This window comes from Tabrizicola sp., assembly GCF_022842145.1.
Lineage (GTDB): Bacteria > Pseudomonadota > Alphaproteobacteria > Rhodobacterales > Rhodobacteraceae > Tabrizicola.
Genome location: NZ_JALHQD010000007.1, coordinates 158,078 through 179,568 on the forward strand (window position 1 = coordinate 158,078; position 21,491 = coordinate 179,568).

Consider the following 21,491-nt stretch of genomic DNA (forward strand, 5'->3'; position numbering starts at 1 on the left):
GGCGGTCCTATTCCGGCCCCTGCCGGATCTGTGTCCTCAGGTCGTGACCGTCCGGCACACCGCTGATGCGCAGCACCGACAGCCCCAGGGTGACATCGACCGCCCCATCCGCCCGACGCAAGACGTCCGGCGGCTGCGGCCAGGCGCTCAGGTCATAGACCTGTTCCGCCTGCCACTGGCCCACGTGGGTGACCCCGCCATAGGCCAGCACGAAGACCACCGCCCCCGGACCCGGCTCGATCAGGTTGACCCCCGTGCCCGCATGCACCGTGTCGTTGCCACCCCCCAGCCGCACCCGGTTGCGGCCTGGCCCGGTCTGCACCAAGGATGATCCGTCGCCGTCGATGATCTCGTCATTGCCGTGCCCGCCGAAGATCCGGTTGCGCGCGGCCGTGCCGATGATCGTGTCGTCGCCGGTGCCCCCGTCCAGCACATCCCGCCCGCCGCCACCGACCAGCCGGTCGTTCCCCGCCCCGCCATAAAGGAAATGTCGCGAGCTTTCCGACACGGAAATCGCCCGCAGCAGGTCGTCCCCCTCGCCGCCATAAAAGGTCGCACCGCCGTACTTCGGCCCGATCATCACGTCGTCCCCGCGCGACCCGCGGACGTTGACCATCACCCGTTCCGTCGTCTCGAAGTGGATCGGACTGTCCGGATGCGCCACGATCCGCAGCACCCGGCCAGACTGCTTGGCGGCCTCGGGATCTTCGTGTCGGGCCAAGACGGTGGCGATCCGGATATTCTCGACGTTCATCGGGCAATGCAGGACATAGTCGTCCGGGCCGCCCAGATACCAAAGCGTGTCGTTCCCGCCGTCCTTCGCCTCCCGGATCTTCTCGGCCTCGGCGCCGTAAGCCCAGTAACTGTCGTTGCCCCGCCGCCCCTCCAGCACCACTGACCCGTCCACCGCCATCATCGCGTTGACCCCATCCGCCGGGTTTTCGAAGCCGCGCAGGTCCAGGCCCAGGTCCAGCGCGCCCTTCACCAACTCGCCCCGCAACATGTCCATCGGAGCCGTCGCAATCAGGTTCTGCGTCTCGCCCGGGTCGGCGACCACGTCGTAGACATGCTCTTCGCCGTTCGGATAGCGAAAGTAGCGGAACTGCCGGTAGCCCTCGACCGACGGGCGCACCGACAGGGTGCCAAAGACCGAAGTGACGGGCGATTTCGTCGCATCGAAATTGCCGAAACTGGGGTCGACCAACGGCAGCAGGCTCTGACCCGAGGTCCAGTCCGGCCGCGGCGGCAACCCGGCCAGCTGCATCACCGTCTTCGGGAAGTTGTGCAACGACACCGGCAGATCGATCACCCGGCCCGCCGTCATCCGGGGCGACCAAAGCCCCAAAGGCACATGGGCAGCAGAATCCCACTGGCTCATCTTGTGAAAGCTGTCGTGGTTCCCAAGGTTGAACCCGTTGTCCGACAGGAAGATCACCGTCGTCCGGTCGCCCAGCGGGGAAGCCTCCAGCGCGGTCAGAAAGCGCCCGATCTCATGATCCACATGGCTGATCGCCGCAAAATAGGCGCGGACGACCTGTCGCCAGCCGTCGTCGCCGCCCTTTTCCGGCGTCCAGTTGCCGTTGGCGATATAGGCGGCCTCATAGACCGCAAAGCCCGGCGGCGGGCCGTAATAGTCCTCGGGGGCGGCGATGTCGGGCCAGCGGATCTGCGCGGGGTCATAAAGCTGGTAGAACCGGTCCGGGCATTCCAGGTTGTAATGCGGGTGCTTGAAGCCAAGCTGGATCAGGTGCCTGCGACCCGGGTCGGCCCGGCCCAGAAAGTCGATCGCGTTCTGGGCGACGGTATAGTCGTAAAACAGCTTGTCCTGCGATCCGTCGTCGTCGGGATGGTTCACCCCCGCAATACCCGGCCCCCGGTCAAGGTACAGCTTCACCTTCTCGCGCCCGCCACTGTCATAGGCCAGCACGTCCTCGTGAAACAGCATGCGCCGATAGCGCTCCGGCATCGGCTTGTAGGTCGCGTCCACCTTGCCGGTGGTGAAGGTGTAGAACCCCGCCCGCCGCAGGTCGTAGGCCCAGGCCTTCTGGGGCGGCAGGACCTGGCGCCAGAAGCGGTTCAGGTCCACGAGGCCCGTCCGGAACGGCGACAGCCCGGTCGCAAGCTCGGCCCGGCAGGGCGCGCACAGCGGGATCGTCGCGTATGCGTTCGAGAACCGCACCCCGCGCGCCATCAGCCGGTCAAGGTTGGGCGTCTGGATACGGATGCCGAAGGTCTCGCGCCAGGTGAAGACGTCGATCATGTCATCCACCCAGATGACACAGACGTTGTCGTCCTTGATGCTGTCGGCGTCGAAGCCCATCAGCCGCCCGTCAGTTTCAGCCGCGCCGGAAGCGCCCAACGCCGGACGGCACCCGCGCCGAAATCACCCCGCAAGGCCCCCCGGTTCGCCGAGTAGGGTCCCGGACCGGGCGCGGCAGCATGGGCGTAGGTGACGAACACCTCGCCCTCGGGTGGCTTCGAGCATGTCAGCACGACCACCTTGGCATCGGCCTTGTCGACGGCGACCCCGGTGATCTTCGCCCCGTTCGTCACCCCGTCCAGCGCAAAGCCCGCAAGCTTGCCAGCCCCAAAGGGATCGGCCCCGTCGATCACCAGCCCGTCCTGCGCTTCGCAGATCAGGCGGATGTCATTGCCAGAGCGTTCCGCAAGCTGGATCGTCGGACACAGCCACTTGCCGCCGCCCTGCACCGCCAGCAGCGCCTCGGCCAGCAGGACCGCCTTCTCGGCACGTCCGGCATCGGTCAACCGCCCGGTGTCATCAAGCTGGAAGGCGTAGGACGGCGCCGCAAAGACCAGCCGGTGGTCGGCGTGGTTCCAGGAAAGCTCCCACTGCCCCTCCAGCCCCGGGCCTTGGCTGACCATGTGCGTGCCGCAGTCGAAGGCGGTCAGGAAGATGGGCCGCGCCAGCCCCTCTTTCGCCATGCCCCGGGCGATGCGCTCCATCAGCGCGATCATCCCGTCGCGGTAGGCATTGGGGTCGCCCGTCAGGTCCTCCAGCGTATAGTCCAGCACCACGGCCAGCACCTGCGCGCCCACGCCCAACCGGCCCGCCGCGGCCTTCAGGTTGGCAAAGGTCCGGTCCAGGTTCGCCACCGCCGCTCCACCGCCCAGGTCATGCGCGCTGGCGGACGTGTCGGTTTCGGTCCTGACCAGCATCAGGGACAGCGACTGATGTGCCGCCCGCCTGCGTGCCAGAAGTTCGTCGGCAATCAGGGCCTCTATGGTCAACTCGCGCAACGGCTCCAGCGCGTCGGTTGCCACCGCCTCGCCCTCGCCGCCCTGACCCACGGCGCCGATGTCGTCGGCGGGGGCCATGACATGCCAGCGGAACCGCGCCGGACCGGGCGAGCCAAGTGCCGCCCGCGCCCCGCCGATCCCCAGGATCGCCAGCAGCGGTCCCCGAGTCTCGGCCAGGATCGCGCCGCCCTTGACATGCCGCCGATAGCCCCGCGCCCCATCCGCGCCGGGCATGTTGGCCTGAAAGACCACCCAATTCCCTTCGCGGCGGGGAGCCCAGAGGTCGATGTCCTCGGGCAAGTCGGGCAAGTCGGGCAAGTCGGGCTGGGGCAGGGTCCCAGCCATCACGGTGGCTTGCGGCTTCAGCTCCAGCCGGGCGGCGATGTCGGCTATCACCTTGTCCGACAGCCGCAGCACCAGCCCTGTCTCGTCATAGCGGATCACATCGCCGTTCTCGGCCCGGATGATCACACCTTCGGTCGGGATATCCGCCATCAGAACAGCACCTTGAAACGTTCGGGCAGCCGGTAGACCCCCTTCGGCCGCGCGCCGCCGGGGGCGAAGTAGACCACCTTCTTCTCCCGCCAGCCTTCGACCATTTCCTTGCGAAACTCGGGAAAGTCCACCGTCTCGGCCCGGGGCTTTTCCTTGGACAGCGCCTTGTAGGTGTCCCATGCGGTATCCCACCCGGTCTTTTCCCGCTCCACTTCCTCCAGCGCGCCGCTCTGGACCACCCGCTGGGCGCGGCGGGTCGCAAGGCGCGCTTCGGTCATGTCGTGGTCGATGAACCGCAGGTGGAAAAGGTAGAGATGCGGGTCGAGATGCAGCTTCGGGTGGTTGGCGAAATGCCCGCCCGGGGCCAGGTCGATCCTGTCGCAGGTGATGCAGGGCTTGGCGTAGTTGGCGTTCAGCCGGAAGATGCGCCGCACGTCCAGGATATTGCGGCCGTCGCTGATCAGCTCGGGCTCCAGGGACGGGTTGTGCACCATCTCGATGGCAAACGGAGTGATCACCCGCGGCCCGCCCTTCCGCGCCGAATACTGCGCAAGATAGTCCGGCAGGCTGTCCGACACGGCGGGATCGACGCAGACGATCTCGTCCACATCGCCCACCAGCACCCAGTTGTAGAAGTTGGTGAACCCGGTCGTCAGCCGCGACAACATCTGCCAGCGCCGCTGGTTGAAGCAGTTCCGCGTCTCGTCCAGGGGCAGGTAGATGATGTTGCAGCCATCCGCGATCCGCTTGTGTTCGGGGTCGCCGCCGTGGCTCAGGACGAAGCAGTTTTCCCGGCCCAGCTGGCGGCCGTAATAGTCGACCCAACGGCCGAGGAAGAAGTGATCCCCCCCGACCATCGTCATCGCCATCATCCTGCCGCGCGTCTGGTCCATTCCACCGTCCCTGCCCGTACCTTTCCGCATAGCATGAGGTCCGCAGCAGGGCCTAGGGCCTCCGTGGACCTGCGCCAGCCATCAGTCCGGCACCACCTTGAGCGCATTCACCGCCGCCCGCCGCGCGCGCCGGATGAAGACCTTGTCCTCATCCGGCAGGTCGGCGCCCAGACGCAGCATCCCGTCCGCGGCCAAGACCACCAGCGCATGCCGCCCACGGTTCGCCGCCGCCGCCAGCACTGCGCGCTGCCACTTGGTCACACCGCGACGCGCGCGGAAGGCGGCCCAGAACTCCGGCCCCACCTCATCGCGCTGTAGCAGCGTATCGATCAGCAGCGGGAAGGTCCCCGATTTCAGCACCACGCGGATCGCCTCATGCGTGGTGAAGGGCGCGCGCAGGAACTGCACGTTCGGCCCTGCCAACCGCGCGGCATGGGCGCGGTCCTCGGGGACGAAAGGGTCATACAGCACCACCGCCCGCCGGATGTAGGGCACGGCAGCCGCGGCATCCAGAAAGGGCACCGCCTCCCAGTTCGACTTGCGCACGGCGAAGGGAAACCGCTCCTCGAACGGAGCAATCACCTTGCTCATCGTCGATTGCGGGCTGAAGGCCAGCACCCGCGCCTCGGGGATCAGGGGCGCGAAGTTCAGCGCCGCGAAGCCACCCATCGAGGCCCCTGTCAGCACCACGCGGCGGAAGCGGCGGAAGAAGCCCCGGTCCTCCAGGCCCTGCAACAGGGCCGGGGCCGTCGGCTGGCGAAACCAGTCCTTCGCATGACTCTGCACCCCCAGGACCGAATGGCCCAAAGGCGCAAGTCGCGCCCAGGCCCAGGGGGCGCGGGGCCAGCCTTCGTCGATCGTGGCAAGGTTGTCGAAGGATATGACCAAGGCATCGCCCGCACCTTCGAACCACAGGTTCGCATGGTCGCCCTTGACCAGAAACCGCCCCGACCGGGCGGCCTCGTCCAGCCCCATCTCGGGTGGCACATCCAGGGCTGGGGCAGGGGCGTCCACCTAGTAGGTCCAGCGATGATGACGCCGCATCGCGGCCAGCGCGGCAATATCCTCGGCGTCCGACGAGCCAAGCAGCGACCGGTCCGGCCAGAACAGCACCTCGTGCAACCGCGCCTGCCCCAGCGTCTTTGCCAGCCCGGCCCGGTTCGACCGGCAGCCGATGAAGAAATCCGCCTGATGCGCCAGACCCGGCACCTTGCCTGCGGCCTCGGCCGTCTGGCCGTCCATCTCCAGCAGCAGGGTGCGTCCGTTGAAGCTAAGGATCACCAGCTTCGCCCCTGTGCCCCCGGCCAGCGGCAGCGCCACCTCGACCGACGCGGCCTTGTCCTTGGCCAGCACCCGACCCTCGGCCTCGGCCAAGAAGATAAGGTTGTTGGTCTGTCCTGTAAAGATCGTCGCCAACGTCCGCGCATCCCCCTCCGAGCGGTAGATCACCGCCACGGTGAAAGCCTCCACCTCGGGCGCAAAGCCCGGCAGGGTGAAGCCGCAGTTCAGCCCCTCCTGACAGGTCAGCGCGGCCGGTGGCCCCGGGTCCAGCCGACTGTTTCCACTGTTCGGAGTGGCGACCCCGGCCTCGACCGCCAGCACCGAATCCCGCCAGCCGGTGATCCGCCCGTCGGACCGGACCAGATCCGCCTCGCGCGCGATGAAACGCGCACCGCCGGTGGTCAGGACAGCTTCTGCCAGCTGGGCATCCTCGCCCCCGACCAGGGCGCCCGGCGGCAGTTTTGCGGCAATGTTCAACATCAGACCCCTGTCCCCCCGATCATTCTGCCGGGCGACGCCAAGGGTCGCACGCTGGCAGCGCCGACGTCCATCCCGTCCACCAGCGCCAGCGCCTGCGACAGGATCGCCGCGCCATAGGCGGCGTTGTGGTGTTCGTAATCCGCCTTCGCCTCGTGATCCGCCACGGCATAGGCCGGATCGGTGAACATGCCGGCCGCCACCGTCTCATCGGGTTGCGCGATCAGGGTGATCCCGTCCGCCGCTGCGGCCTCGGACAGGACCGACCAGAACCACGGCAGACGGTCAGCGATCAGCCCGGCAATGACCGGGGTGATCGAGGCCGCAAAACGCTCCGGGTTCGCCGTGTAGAAGGCGACCGGAGCCATAAGGACCCGCGCCGTTCCGGTCGCGGCAAGCCCCGACGCAAGTTGGTAGCCGTGATAGCCGCGCAGCCCGTCGGAAAGGATGCGCCGCTGCAGGCCCTCGCTGACGAAAGTGCCGTTCGACAAAAGCTGCAAAAGCCGGAAGAACACCCGCCAGGGATAGATCCGCGCACCCATGACCAGGATCGCGTCGAACTCGGCGGCGGGTAGGAAGGTCCGGCCTTTGGCGTTGAACTTTGCGAAGCGGCTGGCAACAGCGTCATCCGGGGGATGGATCGCGCCGTCGCGGAATTGCAGATAGCGGAAGCGGCCGCCGACATTGCCCCAGTATTCCAGCGCGACGCCCGCGGTGTCGACCAGCCCTTGCGCCTCGGCCTGCCGGACGCAGGCGTAATGGCTGTCACCAAAGACACAAAGGCGCGGCAGGTCAGCCATGCCGCTGATCCGGCGCAAAGGTGGCCAGGATCTCCTCCTCGCAACGCAACTCCTCGGCCTCGGTCAGCTCGGGCTCCGCTGGCTCCTCGATGGTCGGAAGGGGCCGAGGCGGGGGCGTCACCGCCGCTGCCTCCCCGCCAAAGGTGGATGCCTGATCCTGGAAGAACTGGGTCATCACATGGTCCACCCCTTCGGGCAGGACCGACCGCAGGTTCGGCGCGAAGAACCGGCCCCGGTAGGCGGGATGGGTGATGATCTCGTAGGACGGAAAGTAATCCACCCGCGACTGCGCCGCTGTCAGTTCGGACGCCACCGCCCGCAGAAGCGACTTCGAGTGGCTGGTGGCCGTCAGCACATGCTGGCCCGAGGCCGTCGCGGTCAGCGGAACCGGCGAGACGGTAAGCAGCACCTTCAGCGCCCGGTTCGCGCGGAACATAAGCCGCAGTGCCGCCGTCATGTCCCCCATCAGCGCGCCGAAGCCATGGTTCACAAAGCCGTGCCGGTCCGCGTCGTACTGCCCCGCCAGCGTGCCGGGACAGACGGCATATTCCACGCCGGTCTCACGGCTATTCCAGGCTTCGGTCAGGCCCATCGTGAAGACAAAGACCTGCGCCCCCCGCACCGCCTCCGCAATGGCGGCCAGCGTCTCGGCACGAGACGTCAGCAGTTCTTCGACCGACAGGAAGCCCCCCGGCTCCACCCCCGGGCGAAAGGGGTCGTAGAAGCGGCCGTCCTTCTCCCACACCTCGTCGGGAGGGGTGGCATCGGTCAGGGCCCAGGTCAGCCACTGCAACAGCATCCCGGGCGTGTAGATGTTGCCCGTCCGGAAGCTGAAGGTGCCGTAGTGGTAATCCTTCCGCTGTTCTGCCGTCAGGCCCGCCGGTCCCGGCTCGAAGTCCAGCCAGCGATAACGCCGCGCGACCAGCGCCTTCGAGAAATGCTGCGCAAAGCAGGACCCCGCCGTGACGATCCGCGTGCGCCGCTTGATCGGATACCTCGGCTGCCACAGCCCGGCGATCTCCAGCGCATCGCGTTCCGCCACGGCAGTGCGCCAGAAGCGGTCCTCGGGCAGGGTCTCGTAAGGCTGCGACATGCGCGGGATGGTCCTTGGTTTCGGTCAGGATAAGGCGGCAGTGGTTGCTCAGACGTCAACCGCTTTCCACGGGCGCACTCCACAGGCCCCGGTGGCCGTGGTAACCTCGCCCCATCATGCCCAGCCTCTGCCGCGACTGCCTGACCCTGACCGACAGCCCGGCACCGCGCTGCCCGGCCTGCCGCTCGCCCCGGATGGTCGCGCACGCGGAACTGACACAGCTCTCCATCGCCCACATGGACTGCGACGCCTTCTACGCCTCCGTCGAAAAGCGCGACAACCCCGAACTCCGGGACCAGCCGGTGATCGTCGGCGGCGGCCAGCGCGGAGTCGTCTCGACCTGCTGCTACATCGCCCGCATCAAGGGCGTGCGGTCCGCCATGCCGATGTTCCAGGCCCTGAAACTCTGCCCCGAGGCCGTGGTGGTAAAACCGCGGTTCAGCGCCTACACTGAAGCCTCCCGCGCCATCCGCGCGATGATGGAGGACCTGACCCCCGCCATCGAACCCCTCTCCCTCGACGAGGCCTTCCTCGACCTCACCGGCACCGCCCGCCTGCACGGTGCACCCCCCGCCGTCCTCCTCGCCCGCCTCACGAAACGGATGGAAGACGAACTGGGCCTCACCGGCTCCATCGGCCTGTCGCACAACAAGTTCCTCGCCAAGATCGCCTCCGACCTCGACAAGCCGCGCGGCTTCTCGGTGATCGGCCGCGCCGAGACCGAATCCTTCCTGAAGCCCCGCTCGGTCCGCATCATCTGGGGCGTCGGTCAGGCCACCCAGACCGCCCTGGAGTCAGCCGGCATCCGCACCATCGCCGACCTCCTCCGCTGGGACCGCGCCGACCTTGGCGCGCGCTTCGGATCAATGGGCGACCGGCTCTGGCATCTGGCCCGCGGGCTGGATACCCGGCGGGTCAACCGGGACGAAAAGCTTAAATCGATCTCGAAAGAGACGACCTTCTTCGAGGACACCTCCAATCCCGATCTCCTGGATGGCCACATCTGGCGGCTTTCCGAACAGGTCGCCGACCGCGCCAAGGCCAAGCGCCTGTCGGGCCGCACCGTGACGCTGAAACTGAAGCGCAAGGACTTCCAGCTCGTCACCCGCCGCCACGCCCTCAGCGACCCCACCCAACTCACCGACCGCATCTACCGCGCCGCCCGTGACCTGTTCGACCATGCTGGCACGCAAGGCCCCTTCCGCCTGATCGGCGTCGGCATCTCCGACCTCGCCCCCGAAGACCAGGCCGACCTCTCCCAAGACCTCCTCGACCCCAATGCCACCAAACGCGCCGCCGCCGAACGCGCCACCGACGCCATCCGCGCCAAGTTCGGGGCGGAAGCGATCATCAAGGGCCGCGCGCTGCGCTAACCCGCTCCTCGCCCGCGTCCCGCATCGCTCCTCGCTGACCCTCCGCGCCCCGATGCGGCCTCGTAGGGTGCGCTACAGCGCACCATCTTGCGTGCCGAATGTGGATACGATCCCGGCGCAAGGCGCGCACCAGTTTGGCGTTGCTTACCTGTAAAGCTCTGTCGAAAACGCGCTTGGGCCAAGCAGCTGAATTTCAGGGTTCTTGATGTCGGTGCTCAGCAAAGGCGGGTCAGGAATCAGTGTCCCTCTCGCCCGCCCGACCGCCGCAAGCCACCCCAACACCCGCTCAACCCGCCCCTCCGTCACCGCCTCCTCCGTGATCTCCAGCGTCACCGTCTGCAACCGCACCCCTTCCCCAAACACCGCCGCAAGGTCCGCCGGATCCACCTCCCGCACCGTCTCGGGCTTGGTGATGTCGTCGAACGCCACCAGCATCGGCCAGGCCTCACGCGGCAACTCCACTGGCGTGTCCTTCGGGAACCTGACAATCGCCCGCACGCCCTCCGCCGACTTCGCGAAATGCCCACGCGGCACCGCGATTGCGAACCCTGCGTTCAGCCCCGGCTCACCCTGCCACCCCTCGCCCCCTTCAGAAGCGCAAACAGCCAGCGCCCCGGCACCACCTCGACCGCAAGCGCCTCGCCCGTGACCCGAACACTGGCCGACGAGGGATCAACGCCACCGAACAGCGCCTTCCCGATGGCACCCGTTCCCTCCCAGTCGATGCGCTGAACCACCACCCCGCGCACTTCGCCCTGCGGGGTCTCGATCACCAGCGTCAGCCGCTGGTTCCAGGTCTCGCTTGGCGAGCAGCCCGTCAGCACCAGCAGAACGACGCTCAACAGACCCAGCAATCGCACCATCAGAAATTCCTCACCGCAAACTCACCGGAACCCCTACCCATTTCATGTCCCAAAGTATCCCCGCCGGAGGCACCTCCGAGCCGGTTGGCCGCAGGCCAGAGGCGAGACAAAAGGCTCGCGCGTCAGCGCTCAATTTCAAAACCGCCGCCACCAGCGACTCCGCCAGTCCCCCGGCGCCATTCCCTAACGCCCGGTAAACGCCCATAGCCAACCCCTTGAAATCCCTCACCCGAAATACCTGCCCACGCGTGGGCACCCCTCCGGCCCCTACTCCGCCGCCAGCCGTTCCGCCGCCCCGGCCCCCGAGACCAGTTCCGCCACCACACCCGCGATCAGGTCCCGGAACCCGCCGAACCCCGCCAGCTTCTCGACCCGCACCTCGTCCATGTACAGCGCCCGGTCGATCTCGACCTGCACAACATGCACACCCCGCGATGGTCGCCCGTAAGCCTGCGCCACATAGGCCCCCGCAAAGGGCGCATTCCGACCAACCCGCAGGCCCGCGCCCGCAAAGGCCGCCTCGACCCGCTCCATCACCTCGCGCCCTGCCGTCGCCCCATAACGGTCGCCCAGCACGACCTCGGGCCGTGGCTGGCCGGGCCGCGTGTGGGCTTCGATCGCTTCATGCGGCATCGAATGGCAGTCGATCAGCACCGCCTGGCCGCATTCGGCCCGCACTTCTTCGACCAGACCCGCCAGTGCCTTGTGATAGGGATGCCAGAACCGCTTGAGCCGCGCATCCACTTCGCTCAGGCTCAGCTTGCCGCGATAGATCGACCGCCCGCCTGCCACCACGCGGGGAATCACCCCCAGCCCGGAGGAAATCCGCGGATTGTGCGGTGCTCGTGCGATTCCCTCGATCACCCCAGGGTCAAGCTCGTCGGCCGCGCGATTGAGGTCGATGAAGGCCCTGGGTGCCCGTGCCGCCAGAAGCGGAGCGCCCATCTCCGGCGCCATGCCGAACAGGTCATCGACGAAAGCATCTTCCGAAGAGCGGATCGCCTGGCGGTCCAGCACCGCCTGAGCCAGGAAATCGGCCGCATACTCGCGCCCCGAATGCGGCGATGCAAAGATCATCGGTCCGGACAGGGCGTCCGGACGGGTCAGGACATAGGCTTCGGTCTGGGTCCGCGCCACGTTTCGCCTCCACTTCCATGCCACCGATATAGCGCCATAATCCGGAAAGCCAAAACCCCTTGCAGGCCTCCGCGCTTGTCAGTATAGACCCGCCCTGTCGACGCGGTTCGCCCCGCGTCCTTTTCGTTTCACCGGAAAGGGCCAAGGCGGGCCATTAGGCAAAGTGGGCGGTTAGCTCAGCGGTAGAGCACTACGTTGACATCGTAGTGGCCACTGGTTCGATCCCAGTACCGCCCACCATTCACCGCCCCCCGCAAGGGGGCACGTTTGTTTTCACTGGCGCAGACGCGCCGCGAACAAGGAGAAGATCGATGAAGGTTGCGAACTCGCTCCGCTCGCTGAAGACGCGTCATCGCGATTGCCAGGTCGTGCGCCGCAAAGGCCGCGTCTATGTGATCAACAAGACGCAGAAGCGCTACAAGGCCCGCCAGGGCTGAGCCGCTTCCGGCTGACGGAATCAGGGCCGCTGGGGGAAACCTCGGCGGCCTTTTCCATTCCGGAATTGTGCCAACAGCGATTCTGTCGCTTGATGGGGCCACCCAATACGGCGGAATGGTCCATGTTCGGCAAACTCTTCGGCAGGAAACCTTCGGCACCCACTGCCCCGACGCCTGCGGCACCCGTGCCGGAGACCTTTGCCTTGCCGGAAGGCCAGGTCTTCTGGGAAATCCGCCCGAGCCCCGCATTTGGCGGCAAGTCCAAGGGCTTTGGCGAGTTCGTCACGCTTGGGCCAGACTGGAACGCGCTTGCCCAAACCCGCCTCGCCGCCGCAGCAAAGGCCGCCCCCAAGCTGGCACACCTGCACAAGGCCTGGGGGATTCCTGCCTATGACTACCGCTTTCGTACCGATCAATATCCCCGACACCTGACCCTGAAGGGCAAGACGGCCAAGGGCCTGCCCGAATATGGCGTCATCGGGTCGGTTCCCGCCGCCTGGGTCGCTTCGGCACGGGTCGCGGCGATCATCGAGCAGTTCGAGCCCGGGCGTTTCAATTTCCTGCCCTTCACGGTGGCACCCGAGTCGGGATCGCCGCAGCTTGATTACTGCTTCTGGCAGCCCGAAGAGTTCATCCACACCGCCACGGTGCTTTATGACCGGTCCGGCTATCGTCAGGCCACGGCTCCAAACGGCAACCCCTATTGGGAGCAGCCCTTCCGTCTGGTCCAGCCTCCGGTGATCCTTGATGCCGGCAAGCTGCAAGGGCGGCACTGGATCACGACCGGAACCTTGGGAATGCCAAGCCACCGCCTGCTTTCGGACGCGTTGAAACAGGCGCTTGGGGATTTCCTGCCCCCGTATCTATCTTTGGTCGAAGCCCGCGCCGTTCAGACCTGACCAAAGGGCGCGACCAATTTTTTTCGAAAAGATTTGCAAAGCTGTTCGGAGCGTTCTGACCTGCCCCGACGACGCGCCCGGAAAGAATCAGATGCACCCCAATCCCGCCTTCCGTCAGGACCCCCTCGACCGGAACCTTGCCTTCGCCCGCGCGCGGGGCTTCGGCATCCTGTCCGTGAACGGCCCGGAAGGCCCCCTCGCGGCGCATGTGCCGTTCCTGCTGAACGACGACGCAAGCTTTGCCGAACTGCACCTCGCCCGGTCGAACCCCATCGCCCGCGCCGGACTTCCCCTGCCCGCGCTGATCGCCGTGGCGGGGCCGGATGCCTACATTTCCCCCGATTGGTACGGCCCGCATGATCAGGTCCCCGACCAGGTCCCGACCTGGAACTACGTCGCCGTCCATCTGCGGGGCACCCTTGAACCCCTGCCCGAAGACGCGCTCCGTCCGCATGTCGATGCGCTTTCCGCCGAACACGAGGGCCGAATCGCGGACAAACGCCCCTGGACCAGCGCCAAGATGACCGAAGGCGCGATGCCCAGGATGATGCGGATGATCCTGCCCTTCCGGTTCCATGTCACCTCGGTCGAGGGCACCTGGAAGCTGAACCAGAACAAGACCTCCGAGATCCGCGCCCGCGCGGCCAAGGCCCTGTCGCAGGGCAATGCCAACGCTCAGGAGATCGCCGCGCTGATCCAGCAGGATCTTGGCTAGCGGAATTCATTGCCGGGCAGCGACCGGCATGGCAGTTTCCCCCCGATCCAGATCGACGGGTTGCCCATGAAGGTCGTCCACCGTTCAGACCAGTTGCTTGTGATCGAGGACAGGCCCTGGTTCATCGGCATCGTCATGATCGGCATGACGCTGGTCTTCGTCTTTGGCAGCATGACGCTGGTGTCGGCGGGCGAGGTTCTTGGCGGTCTGATGATGCTTCTGATCGGCGGTGGTGTCCCGCTTCTGATTGCCGCGCTGATGGTGCGCCGGGTGCGGTTGACCTTCGACCGCGGTCAGGGGCTGGTGACCCGCACCAGCCGCTCGGTTCGCAGTCTGACGCGGCAGGACTATGCGCTGGACCGGCTGGAGATCGCGCAGCTGGGCATCAGCACGGACAGCGAGGGCACCACCTACCGGACCGAGCTGCGCCTGACGGCCCCGTTGGAGACGGTGCCCTTCACCACCTACTACACCAATGGCCGACGGCCCGAGCAGATGGTCCAGGCGGTGAACGACTGGCTGACCACACCCGAGGCGCGCCCGGCGGCGGATGTGCCGGTGGGCATCCGTTAAGTTTTCGTGACCGCCCGCGGGCAAGTCATTGAAATCGTTATCCCTGGCAAGCGCACCACGCGCGGGCACTTGCCAGCCGGTTTACACCTGCCCCCGGTCCGCCCTACACTTCCCCATCTGTCCGGAGGTCCCCATGCCCCTGCCCCTCGCCCCCCTGATCCCGCTGGCCGTCCGCCTCGGCCTCTTCGCCTCGACGACCTGGGCGGTGACCCGATGGGTCCGCTCTGCCGCCCATACGGGCCGCACCGACCAGCGCGCCGAGGATGCCCTGGACGAGCTTGGCGAGGGCCTGACGATCCACCGCCCCGCCGACCGGGCCGAGGATCGCCAGACCAACGCGACCGCGCGGGTCCGCCGGGTGGTCCGCTTCCGGGGCCGCAGCTACGAGGTCGACGCCGGCCTGATGGCCCGCTTCCGCCTGCGCGAGACCGACGAATGAAGCTTTTCCACGCCCCAGCCTCGCCCTTCGTCCGCAAGGTGATGGTCCTCCTCCACGAGGCCAAGGCCACCGACCGCGTGACCCTGGTGCCGGCGTCGGGCAGCCCGCTTGACCCCGGCACCCTGCCGGTCGACCGCAACCCCTTGGGCAAGATCCCGGCGCTGGAGCGTCCCGACGGCCCGACCCTCTACGACAGCCGGGTGATCAGCCGTTACCTCGACGACCTTCTGCAGGCCCGCCTCTACCCCGCCGCCCCGCGCCTGTGGGACACGCTGGTCATCGAGGCCACCGGCGACGGCATCGCCGAGGCCGCGGTCCTGATGCGGTACGAAGTGCATCTTCGCCCCGAAACCACCCGGTCGCCGGCCTGGGTGGATGCCCAGTGGCAGAAGATCGCCCGCGCCCTGGCCGCGCTGGAGGACCGCTGGATGAGCCATCTCTCCGGTCCGCCGGACATGGGCCAGATCGCCGTCGCCTGCGCCCTCGGCTACCTGGATTTCCGCCACGCGGATCGGCCCTGGCGGACGACCCACCCCGTTCTCGCCGCCTGGTACGCCACCTTCGACGCCCGCCCGGCGATGCGCGGCACCGCACCGGACGCGTGACCCCCGCGCGACTGCCGCGCCACACCGGATCAACCGCAGCACAGAAATGCGACCCTGCGCCCCTTTGTCCGCTGGACGAGGGGGAAAGCCTTGGCTAGATACACGCGCGGCGGGGCATGGGATATCCATTGCCCCTCAAGTCATATGGGTCGGCATCCACCGGCCTGAAAGGGGAGAAGATCTCGTGTCCCACGCAGACGATCACGCAGGCACCGGCGAAGGCACTCGGCGGGATTTCCTGTACTACGCAACGGCAGGCGCCGGGGCGGTGGCCGCTGGCGCCGCTGTCTGGCCGCTGGTCAACCAGATGAACCCCTCGGCCGATACCCGCGCCCTGGCCTCGATCATGGTCGACGTCTCGGCCATCGAGGTCGGCACGCAGCTGACGGTGAAATGGCTGGGCAAGCCCGTGTTCATTCGCCGCCGGAGTGCCGAAGAAATCGAAGCCGCCCGCGGCACTGCGCTGACGGACCTGGTCGACGCGAACTCGGAAAATGCCAACAAGCCCGGCACGGATGCCTCCGACACGAACCGCACCCTGGACGAGGCCGGTGAGTGGCTGGTGATGATGGGCGTGTGCACCCACCTTGGCTGCGTGCCCCTGGGCGACGGCGCCGGTGAGTTCGGCGGCTGGTTCTGCCCGTGCCACGGCTCGCACTACGACACTTCAGGCCGCATCCGCAAAGGGCCCGCCCCGCGGAACCTGCCGGTGCCGATGGCGGCCTTCTTTGACGAAACCACGATCAAGCTTGGGTAAGGATCACAACCATGGCCGGAATTCCGCACGACCATTACGAGCCCAAGACCGCCGGTGAGCGCTGGCTCTACAAGCGCCTCCCGATCGCGGGGCTCTTTTACGACACCATCATGATCCCCACGCCCAAGAACCTGAACTGGATGTGGATCTGGGGCATCGTCCTGACCTTCTGCCTTGCGCTGCAGATCGTCACCGGAATCATCCTGGCGATGCACTACACCCCGCATGTCGACAAGGCCTTCGCCTCGATCGAGCACATCATGCGCGACGTCAACGGCGGCTACTTCCTGCGCTACCTGCACATGAACGGCGCGTCGCTCTTCTTCTTCGCGGTCTACCTGCACATCTTCCGCGGTCTCTACTACGGCAGCTACAAGGCCCCGCGCGAGATCACCTGGATCGTCGGCATGATCATCTACCTTCTGATGATGGGCACGGCGTTCATGGGTTACGTGCTGCCCTGGGGCCAGATGTCCTTCTGGGGTGCCACGGTGATCACCGGCCTCTTCGGCGCGATCCCGGGCGTCGGTGAATCGATCCAGACCTGGCTTCTGGGCGGCCCGGCCGTCGACAACGCCACGCTGAACCGCTTCTTCTCGCTTCACTACCTGCTGCCTTTCGTGATTGCGGCGCTGGTTGCCGTCCACATCTGGGCCTTCCACACCACCGGCAACAACAACCCGACCGGGGTCGAAGTCCGCCGTGGCTCGAAAGAAGAGGCCGAGCGTGACACCCTGCCGTTCTGGCCCTACTTCGTGATGAAGGACCTGTTCGCGCTTGCGGTCATCCTGGCGGTGTTCTTTGCCATCGTCGGCTTCATGCCGAACTACCTTGGCCACCCCGACAACTACATCGAGGCAAACCCGCTGGCGACGCCGGCACACATCGTTCCGGAATGGTACTTCCTGCCGTTCTACGCGATCCTGCGCGCCTTTACCGCCGACGTCTGGGTGGTGATCGCGGCCGAGTGGCTGTCCTTCGGCATCATCGACGCCAAGTTCTTCGGCGTGCTGGCGATGTTCGGTGCCATCGCCGTCATGGCTCTGGCGCCGTGGCTGGATACCTCCTCGGTGCGTTCGGGTCGTTACCGCCCGATGTTCAAATGGTGGTTCGCCCTTCTCGTGATCGACTTCATCGTCCTGATGTGGTGCGGCGCGATGCCGGCGGAAGAGCCCTATGCCACGATCTCGCTGATCGCCTCGGCCTACTGGTTCGCCTACTTCCTGGTGATCCTGCCGCTTCTGGGCGTGATCGAAAAGCCGTTGGCCCAGCCCGCGACCATCGAGGAAGACTTCAACGCCCACTACTCGCCGACCACCGGCGGGACCAAGACCGTCGCGGCCGAGTGAGAGGATACCAGTCATGATCCGCAACATCGCACTCATCGCCGCATCGGCTTTGACCCTGACCGTCGGCGGCGCCATCGCTGCCGGAGAGAGCGAACAGCACATCGAGGACGTGGCCTTCGCCCATGAAGGCCCGTTCGGAAGGTTCGACCAGTTCCAGCTGCAGCGCGGCCTTCAGGTCTATACCGAGGTCTGCTCGGGCTGCCACGGGCTGAAGTATGTCCCGCTGCGCACCCTGTCGGACGAGGGTGGGCCTGGTCTCCCCGAAGACCAGGTCCGCGCCTATGCCACGCAGTTCACGGTGACCGACAAGGAAACCGGCGAGGACCGCGAGGGCCTGCCGACCGACAACTTCCCGGCAAATACCGGGGCCGGCGCACCCGACCTTTCCATGATGGCCAAGGCCCGCGCGGGCTTCCACGGCCCTTATGGCACCGGGATGAACCAGCTCTTCCGCGGGATGGGTGGTCCGGAATACATCTACTCGCTCCTGACCGGCTATACCGGCGAGGAGAAGGAAGAGTTCGGCTCGTTCTTCTACGGAAACTCCGCCTTCCCCGGCGGCTGGATCGCGATGGCGCCACCGCTGTCGGACGACCAGGTCACCTATGCCGACGGCCACCCGGCCACCGTGCATCACATGGCCGAGGACGTCGCGTCGTTCCTGATGTGGACGGCAGAACCGAAGCTGATGGACCGCAAGAACGCGGGCTTCGTCAGCGTGCTGTTCCTGGTGCTGCTGTCGACACTGCTGTACCTGACCAACAAGCGCATCTGGGCTGGGGTCAAAGGCAAGAAGCAGCACGCCTGATCTTCAGTCTGCATTCCAATGAAAACCCCGCCCTTGTGGCGGGGTTTTTCGTTCTCAGCCCAGGTAGGCTTGCACGTCGGGTGGCGGGTGGGCCAGCAGCGCCCGGGTTTCGACAGGGGACTGGACCTGCCCGTCCGAGACAAAGGCAAGGTCTCCGCCAAGGGCCAATGCGTCCTGCGGGTCATGCGTGACCATCAGGACCAGGGCCGAGGTCTCGTCGGCCACCTCGCGCACCAGCTTCAGCATCTCTGCCCGAAGGGCGGGGCCAAGGGCGGCAAAGGGCTCGTCCAGTAGCAGGATCGGCCGCGCCCGCAGCAGCGCCCGCGCCAGGGCTGCCCGGCTGGCCTGACCGCCGGACAACTGGGCCGGGCGGCGGGGGCCCATACCTTGCAGTCCGACGCGGGCCAGGGCTTCGTCGACGCGGCTCCGGTCCTGCGGGGTCAGCCGCAGGTCGGCGCGCAGGCCGAGGCCCAGGTTCTGCGCCACCGTCAGGTGGGGGAAGAGGTTCTGATCCTGGAACAGGATGGTTACCGGACGCTCGCCGGGTGGCACGTCGGTCAGATCCTCCCCCTGCCACCGTATGCGGCCTGAATTCGGCACCAGAAAGCCCGCGATGGCGGACAGAAGCGTGGATTTCCCGGCCCCCGACGGCCCCATGACCGCGATCCGGCTGCCCGGTTTGGCTGACCAGTCGGCGGTCAGGCGAAAGGCCCCCTGAGCAAGGGTCACGTGGTCAAGCTGCAACACGGCGACCTCCGGCGTCAAAGGCCCAGAAGAGGGCGAAGGAGAGGGTGACAAGGATCAGCGCCGCCGAGGCGGCCGCCTCGGTCCGGTAGGCGCCGGTCAACTGGCTGACCACAAGAGGCAAGGTCGCCTGCCGCTCTCCCGCGAACAACGCGATCACGCCCAGATCGCCCATCGACAGGGCAGCGGCAATCCCTGCCCCGAAGCCAAGGGGGCGGGCCAGGCGCGGCAGGACCAGCCAGCGCAGTCGCGACCAGCCCCGCAGAGAGAGGCTGTCGGCCAGACGGCCGTAATCGCTGTGCAGGGCGCGGGTTTCGGGCAACAGGATGCGGTAAAGGTAGGGCAGCGACAGGGCCACGTTGACCAGGATGGTGACCGGCAGCGCCAGGGATATCGGCGGCGCAAATGGCTGGATCAACAGGAAAAGCCCGGTTCCCAGAACAAGCCCCGAGGTGGCCAGTGGCAGGGTTGCCGCCGCCTCGATGATCGGACGGGGACGGCGTGCAGCGGCCAAGGCCAAGATCAGCGCGGCGCTTGTCGCGATCAGAGCCGAGGTCAGGGCGACAAGGACCGAGCGTCCTGCGGCTGGCAGCACCGAGGCGGGAAGGTCGCTCAGCCCAGGCAATCCGCGCCACAGGACGGCGGCAAGGGGCAGGGCGAGGAAAAGGGCACTCAGGGTAAGCGCCACCCCGTCGATCCCACGCCGCCATCCGCGAGGCGTCGGCAGGGCCAAGGTGCGATCCAGCCCGGCCCCGAAGCCGGCCGGTCGCGTCAGTATCCATGCGGCCAGCGCGGCAACGCCCCCGACCATCAGCTGCAAGCCCGCCAACCCGGCCGCCCGCCCGAGGTCGAATTCGAAGCGCACCGCCTGGTAGATCGCCAACTCGATCGTGGCCGCCGACGGGCCGCCCCCCAGGGTGATGACCACGGCAAAGCTGGTCAGGCAGATCACCAGGATCACCAGGGCAACCCCCGGCAGCACCTCGCGCAGCATCGGCCATTCCAAGTGGCGAAAGGTCTCGGCCGGGCCGAAGCCCAGGGATTGCGCCAGCCGGATGCGCTCGGCTGGAATCGAGAGCCAGCCTTGCAGGATCATCCGTGTGGCCAGCGGCAGGTTCAGGAACACATGCGCCAGGACAACGCCGTGGAGGCCGTAGATCGAGATCGGGGGCAGTCCAACCGCGACGAGTGCTTGGTTCAGGACGCCCGACCGACCGAAGATCGCGAGGAGACCAATGACGGCGACCACTGCGGGAAGCAGGAAGGGTGCCCCCATCAAGGTGATCAGCGCGGCGCGGCCGGGAAAGCGGCGACGGGCCAGTGCGCGGGCGACGGGAATGGCGAGAAGGGTGGAAAAGGCCGCGGAGAGAAGGGCTTGGCTGACCGAAAATCGTACAGCAGACCAGTCGGCGGGGCCAAGCGAGATCCCTGCCCCCCGCCAGCCCACGGCGGCAAGAGGGGCAAGGACCAGCGCCAGCAGCAGGACTGCCAGCGCCGGTGCAGTCAGGTTCAGCGGGCGAGCGCGGCTTGCCATTCGGCCAGTGCCGCATCGCGCGCGGCTTGCGCCTCGTCCGGGGTCAGGAGGAGCGACTTGGCCGGGCGGAATGCGTCGAACCCTTCCGGCAGGCCGGTCGCCGGGGTGACCGCCGGGTACATCCAGTTCGTTTGCGGGATCACCGACTGGAAGGCGTCGGTCAGCATGAAGTCCAGGAACTTGTCCGCCAGTTCGGGCTGGTCAGTTGCGGCCAGCTTTCCGGCAACCTCGATCTGCATGTAATGGCCTTCGTCGAACAGCGCGGCACCTTTGGTGTCGTCGCTTTCCGCGATCAGGTGATAGGCGGGGCTGGTTGTATAGGACAGGACCATGTCCGCCTCGCCTTCCAGGAACAGCCCGTAAGCTTCGGACCAGCCGGGGGTGACGGTGACGATGTTGTCAGCCAGCCCCTGCCAGATCTCTGGCGCGCGGTCGCCGTAGGCCGCTTTCACCCACATCAGGAGGCCAAGGCCGGGGGTCGAGGAGCGGGGGTCCTGGATGACGATCTTCAGGTCCGAGGCGGCGAGAGCCTCGAAGGACTTCGGCGGCGCGGCCAGCTTGGTCTTGTCGTGAACGAAGGCGAACCAGCCCCAGTCAAAGGGCAGGAAGTTCGGGTCCGCGAAGTCGACCGGCAGGTTGGTCGCCGGCGTTTTCCCATGCGCCGCAAAAAGCTGCGTGGCCGAGGCGGCCGCCGTAAGGCTGGTGTCGAGGCCGAGGACGATGTCGGCGTCTGACGCCGCGCCCTCAAGCTGGATGCGGGCCAGTAACGCCGCGCCGTCACCTGCGGGCACGAATTGCAGATCGCAGGCGCAGGTGGCTTCGAAGGCCTTCTCGACGGCCGGGCCGGGGCCCCACTCCGAGGTGAAGCTGTCGTAGGTCAGCACGGTAAGGACGGGAGTTTCGGCCAGCGCAGGCATCGCGATGGTCAGAAGGCCCGCAGCAAGGAGTTGTTTTTGCATCG

Annotated in this window: 23 protein-coding genes and 1 tRNA gene; 11 read left to right on the forward strand and 13 right to left on the reverse strand. The window is 66.9% G+C overall.

Translation table 11 applies throughout. The features are described from left to right. Window positions 1-7 precede the first annotated feature (7 nt). The 7 genes from Q0C42_RS16280 to Q0C42_RS16310 form a co-directional block, all read right to left on the reverse strand. The gene (locus Q0C42_RS16280) at window positions 8-2,359 is read right to left on the reverse strand and encodes a sulfatase-like hydrolase/transferase (RefSeq protein ID WP_295078220.1); all 2,352 of its coding nucleotides are present in this window, start codon (window positions 2,357-2,359) and stop codon (window positions 8-10) included. After that, window positions 2,320-3,753 carry a hypothetical protein gene (locus tag Q0C42_RS16285; RefSeq protein ID WP_295078222.1) on the reverse strand — a complete coding sequence of 478 codons (1,434 nt, stop codon included), beginning with the start codon at window positions 3,751-3,753 and terminating at the stop codon, window positions 2,320-2,322. Before Q0C42_RS16285 ends, Q0C42_RS16280 begins: the two co-directional genes overlap by 40 nt. Beyond that, on the reverse strand, window positions 3,753-4,646 hold the full coding sequence (locus tag Q0C42_RS16290) for a glycosyltransferase family 2 protein (protein ID WP_295078225.1): 894 nt from the start codon (window positions 4,644-4,646) through the stop codon (window positions 3,753-3,755). Before Q0C42_RS16290 ends, Q0C42_RS16285 begins: the two co-directional genes overlap by 1 nt. A gap of 81 nt (window positions 4,647-4,727) precedes the next feature. Beyond that, window positions 4,728-5,660, reverse strand: coding sequence for a hypothetical protein (locus Q0C42_RS16295; RefSeq protein WP_295078227.1), 933 nt, complete (start codon window positions 5,658-5,660; stop codon window positions 4,728-4,730). Then, window positions 5,661-6,407 carry a hypothetical protein gene (locus Q0C42_RS16300; protein WP_295078230.1) on the reverse strand — a complete coding sequence of 249 codons (747 nt, stop codon included), beginning with the start codon at window positions 6,405-6,407 and terminating at the stop codon, window positions 5,661-5,663. Beyond that, a complete protein-coding gene (locus Q0C42_RS16305; protein ID WP_295078233.1) occupies window positions 6,407-7,204 on the reverse strand; it encodes a hypothetical protein in 798 nt (265 codons plus the stop codon). The genes Q0C42_RS16300 and Q0C42_RS16305 overlap by 1 nt, the downstream gene beginning before the upstream one ends. After that, entirely contained in the window at window positions 7,197-8,297 is a 1,101-nt protein-coding gene (locus tag Q0C42_RS16310) for a GSCFA domain-containing protein (protein ID WP_295078236.1), read from the reverse strand. The genes Q0C42_RS16305 and Q0C42_RS16310 overlap by 8 nt, the downstream gene beginning before the upstream one ends. 116 nt (window positions 8,298-8,413) lie before the next feature. Here Q0C42_RS16310 and Q0C42_RS16315 point away from each other — a divergent pair, with 116 nt between their 5' ends. Further along, complete coding sequence (locus Q0C42_RS16315) at window positions 8,414-9,670, forward strand: DNA polymerase IV (RefSeq protein WP_295078239.1); 1,257 nt, start codon at window positions 8,414-8,416, stop codon at window positions 9,668-9,670. A 144-nt stretch (window positions 9,671-9,814) separates the two neighbouring features. On the opposite strand, the gene Q0C42_RS16320 is transcribed toward Q0C42_RS16315, so the two are convergent. From Q0C42_RS16320 to Q0C42_RS16330, 3 genes are all read right to left on the reverse strand, one after another. Next, complete coding sequence (locus Q0C42_RS16320) at window positions 9,815-10,168, reverse strand: hypothetical protein (protein WP_295078242.1); 354 nt, start codon at window positions 10,166-10,168, stop codon at window positions 9,815-9,817. 56 nt (window positions 10,169-10,224) lie between these two features. After that, window positions 10,225-10,533, reverse strand: a complete 309-nt coding sequence (locus Q0C42_RS16325; protein ID WP_295078245.1) for a hypothetical protein — start codon at window positions 10,531-10,533, stop codon at window positions 10,225-10,227. A gap of 267 nt (window positions 10,534-10,800) precedes the next feature. Then, window positions 10,801-11,610 (reverse strand): N-formylglutamate amidohydrolase, encoded by an 810-nt coding sequence (locus tag Q0C42_RS16330; RefSeq protein ID WP_295078527.1) that lies wholly within the window; start codon window positions 11,608-11,610, stop codon window positions 10,801-10,803. A 225-nt stretch (window positions 11,611-11,835) separates the two neighbouring features. Here Q0C42_RS16330 and Q0C42_RS16335 point away from each other — a divergent pair. The 10 genes from Q0C42_RS16335 to Q0C42_RS16380 all read left to right on the forward strand — a co-directional run bounded on the left by Q0C42_RS16335 (window position 11,836) and on the right by Q0C42_RS16380 (window position 18,252). Then, a tRNA-Val gene (locus Q0C42_RS16335) sits at window positions 11,836-11,910 on the forward strand. Window positions 11,911-11,981: 71 nt separating this feature from the next. Continuing rightward, entirely contained in the window at window positions 11,982-12,107 is a 126-nt protein-coding gene (gene ykgO / locus Q0C42_RS16340) for a type B 50S ribosomal protein L36 (protein WP_023666132.1), read from the forward strand. 122 nt (window positions 12,108-12,229) lie between these two features. Next, on the forward strand, window positions 12,230-13,006 hold the full coding sequence (locus Q0C42_RS16345; RefSeq protein WP_295078248.1) for a hypothetical protein: 777 nt from the start codon (window positions 12,230-12,232) through the stop codon (window positions 13,004-13,006). Between the two features lie 91 nt (window positions 13,007-13,097). Next, a complete protein-coding gene (locus Q0C42_RS16350; RefSeq protein ID WP_295078251.1) occupies window positions 13,098-13,721 on the forward strand; it encodes an FMN-binding negative transcriptional regulator in 624 nt (207 codons plus the stop codon). Between the two features lie 9 nt (window positions 13,722-13,730). Further along, entirely contained in the window at window positions 13,731-14,294 is a 564-nt protein-coding gene (locus Q0C42_RS16355) for a hypothetical protein (protein WP_295078254.1), read from the forward strand. 133 nt (window positions 14,295-14,427) lie between these two features. Further along, entirely contained in the window at window positions 14,428-14,733 is a 306-nt protein-coding gene (locus Q0C42_RS16360) for a hypothetical protein (RefSeq protein WP_295078257.1), read from the forward strand. Beyond that, complete coding sequence (locus Q0C42_RS16365) at window positions 14,730-15,338, forward strand: glutathione S-transferase (RefSeq protein WP_295078259.1); 609 nt, start codon at window positions 14,730-14,732, stop codon at window positions 15,336-15,338. Before Q0C42_RS16360 ends, Q0C42_RS16365 begins: the two co-directional genes overlap by 4 nt. A 184-nt stretch (window positions 15,339-15,522) precedes the next feature. Then, complete coding sequence (gene petA / locus Q0C42_RS16370) at window positions 15,523-16,095, forward strand: ubiquinol-cytochrome c reductase iron-sulfur subunit (RefSeq protein WP_295078262.1); 573 nt, start codon at window positions 15,523-15,525, stop codon at window positions 16,093-16,095. A gap of 11 nt (window positions 16,096-16,106) precedes the next feature. Further along, window positions 16,107-17,444: a cytochrome b gene (gene petB, locus Q0C42_RS16375; RefSeq protein WP_295078265.1), complete on the forward strand. Its 1,338-nt coding sequence runs from the start codon at window positions 16,107-16,109 to the stop codon at window positions 17,442-17,444. Between the two features lie 13 nt (window positions 17,445-17,457). Further along, window positions 17,458-18,252 (forward strand): cytochrome c1, encoded by a 795-nt coding sequence (locus Q0C42_RS16380; protein WP_295078268.1) that lies wholly within the window; start codon window positions 17,458-17,460, stop codon window positions 18,250-18,252. Between the two features lie 54 nt (window positions 18,253-18,306). Here Q0C42_RS16380 and Q0C42_RS16385 read toward each other — a convergent pair whose 3' ends face one another. The 3 genes from Q0C42_RS16385 to thiB are packed head-to-tail and all read right to left on the reverse strand — an operon-like array spanning window position 18,307 to window position 21,489. Further along, window positions 18,307-18,999 (reverse strand): ATP-binding cassette domain-containing protein, encoded by a 693-nt coding sequence (locus Q0C42_RS16385; protein WP_295078271.1) that lies wholly within the window; start codon window positions 18,997-18,999, stop codon window positions 18,307-18,309. Then, on the reverse strand, window positions 18,986-20,530 hold the full coding sequence (locus Q0C42_RS16390) for a thiamine/thiamine pyrophosphate ABC transporter permease ThiP (RefSeq protein WP_295078274.1): 1,545 nt from the start codon (window positions 20,528-20,530) through the stop codon (window positions 18,986-18,988). Before Q0C42_RS16390 ends, Q0C42_RS16385 begins: the two co-directional genes overlap by 14 nt. Further along, entirely contained in the window at window positions 20,506-21,489 is a 984-nt protein-coding gene (gene thiB, locus Q0C42_RS16395; protein ID WP_295078277.1) for a thiamine ABC transporter substrate binding subunit, read from the reverse strand. Before thiB ends, Q0C42_RS16390 begins: the two co-directional genes overlap by 25 nt. Window positions 21,490-21,491: the final 2 nt, after the last annotated feature.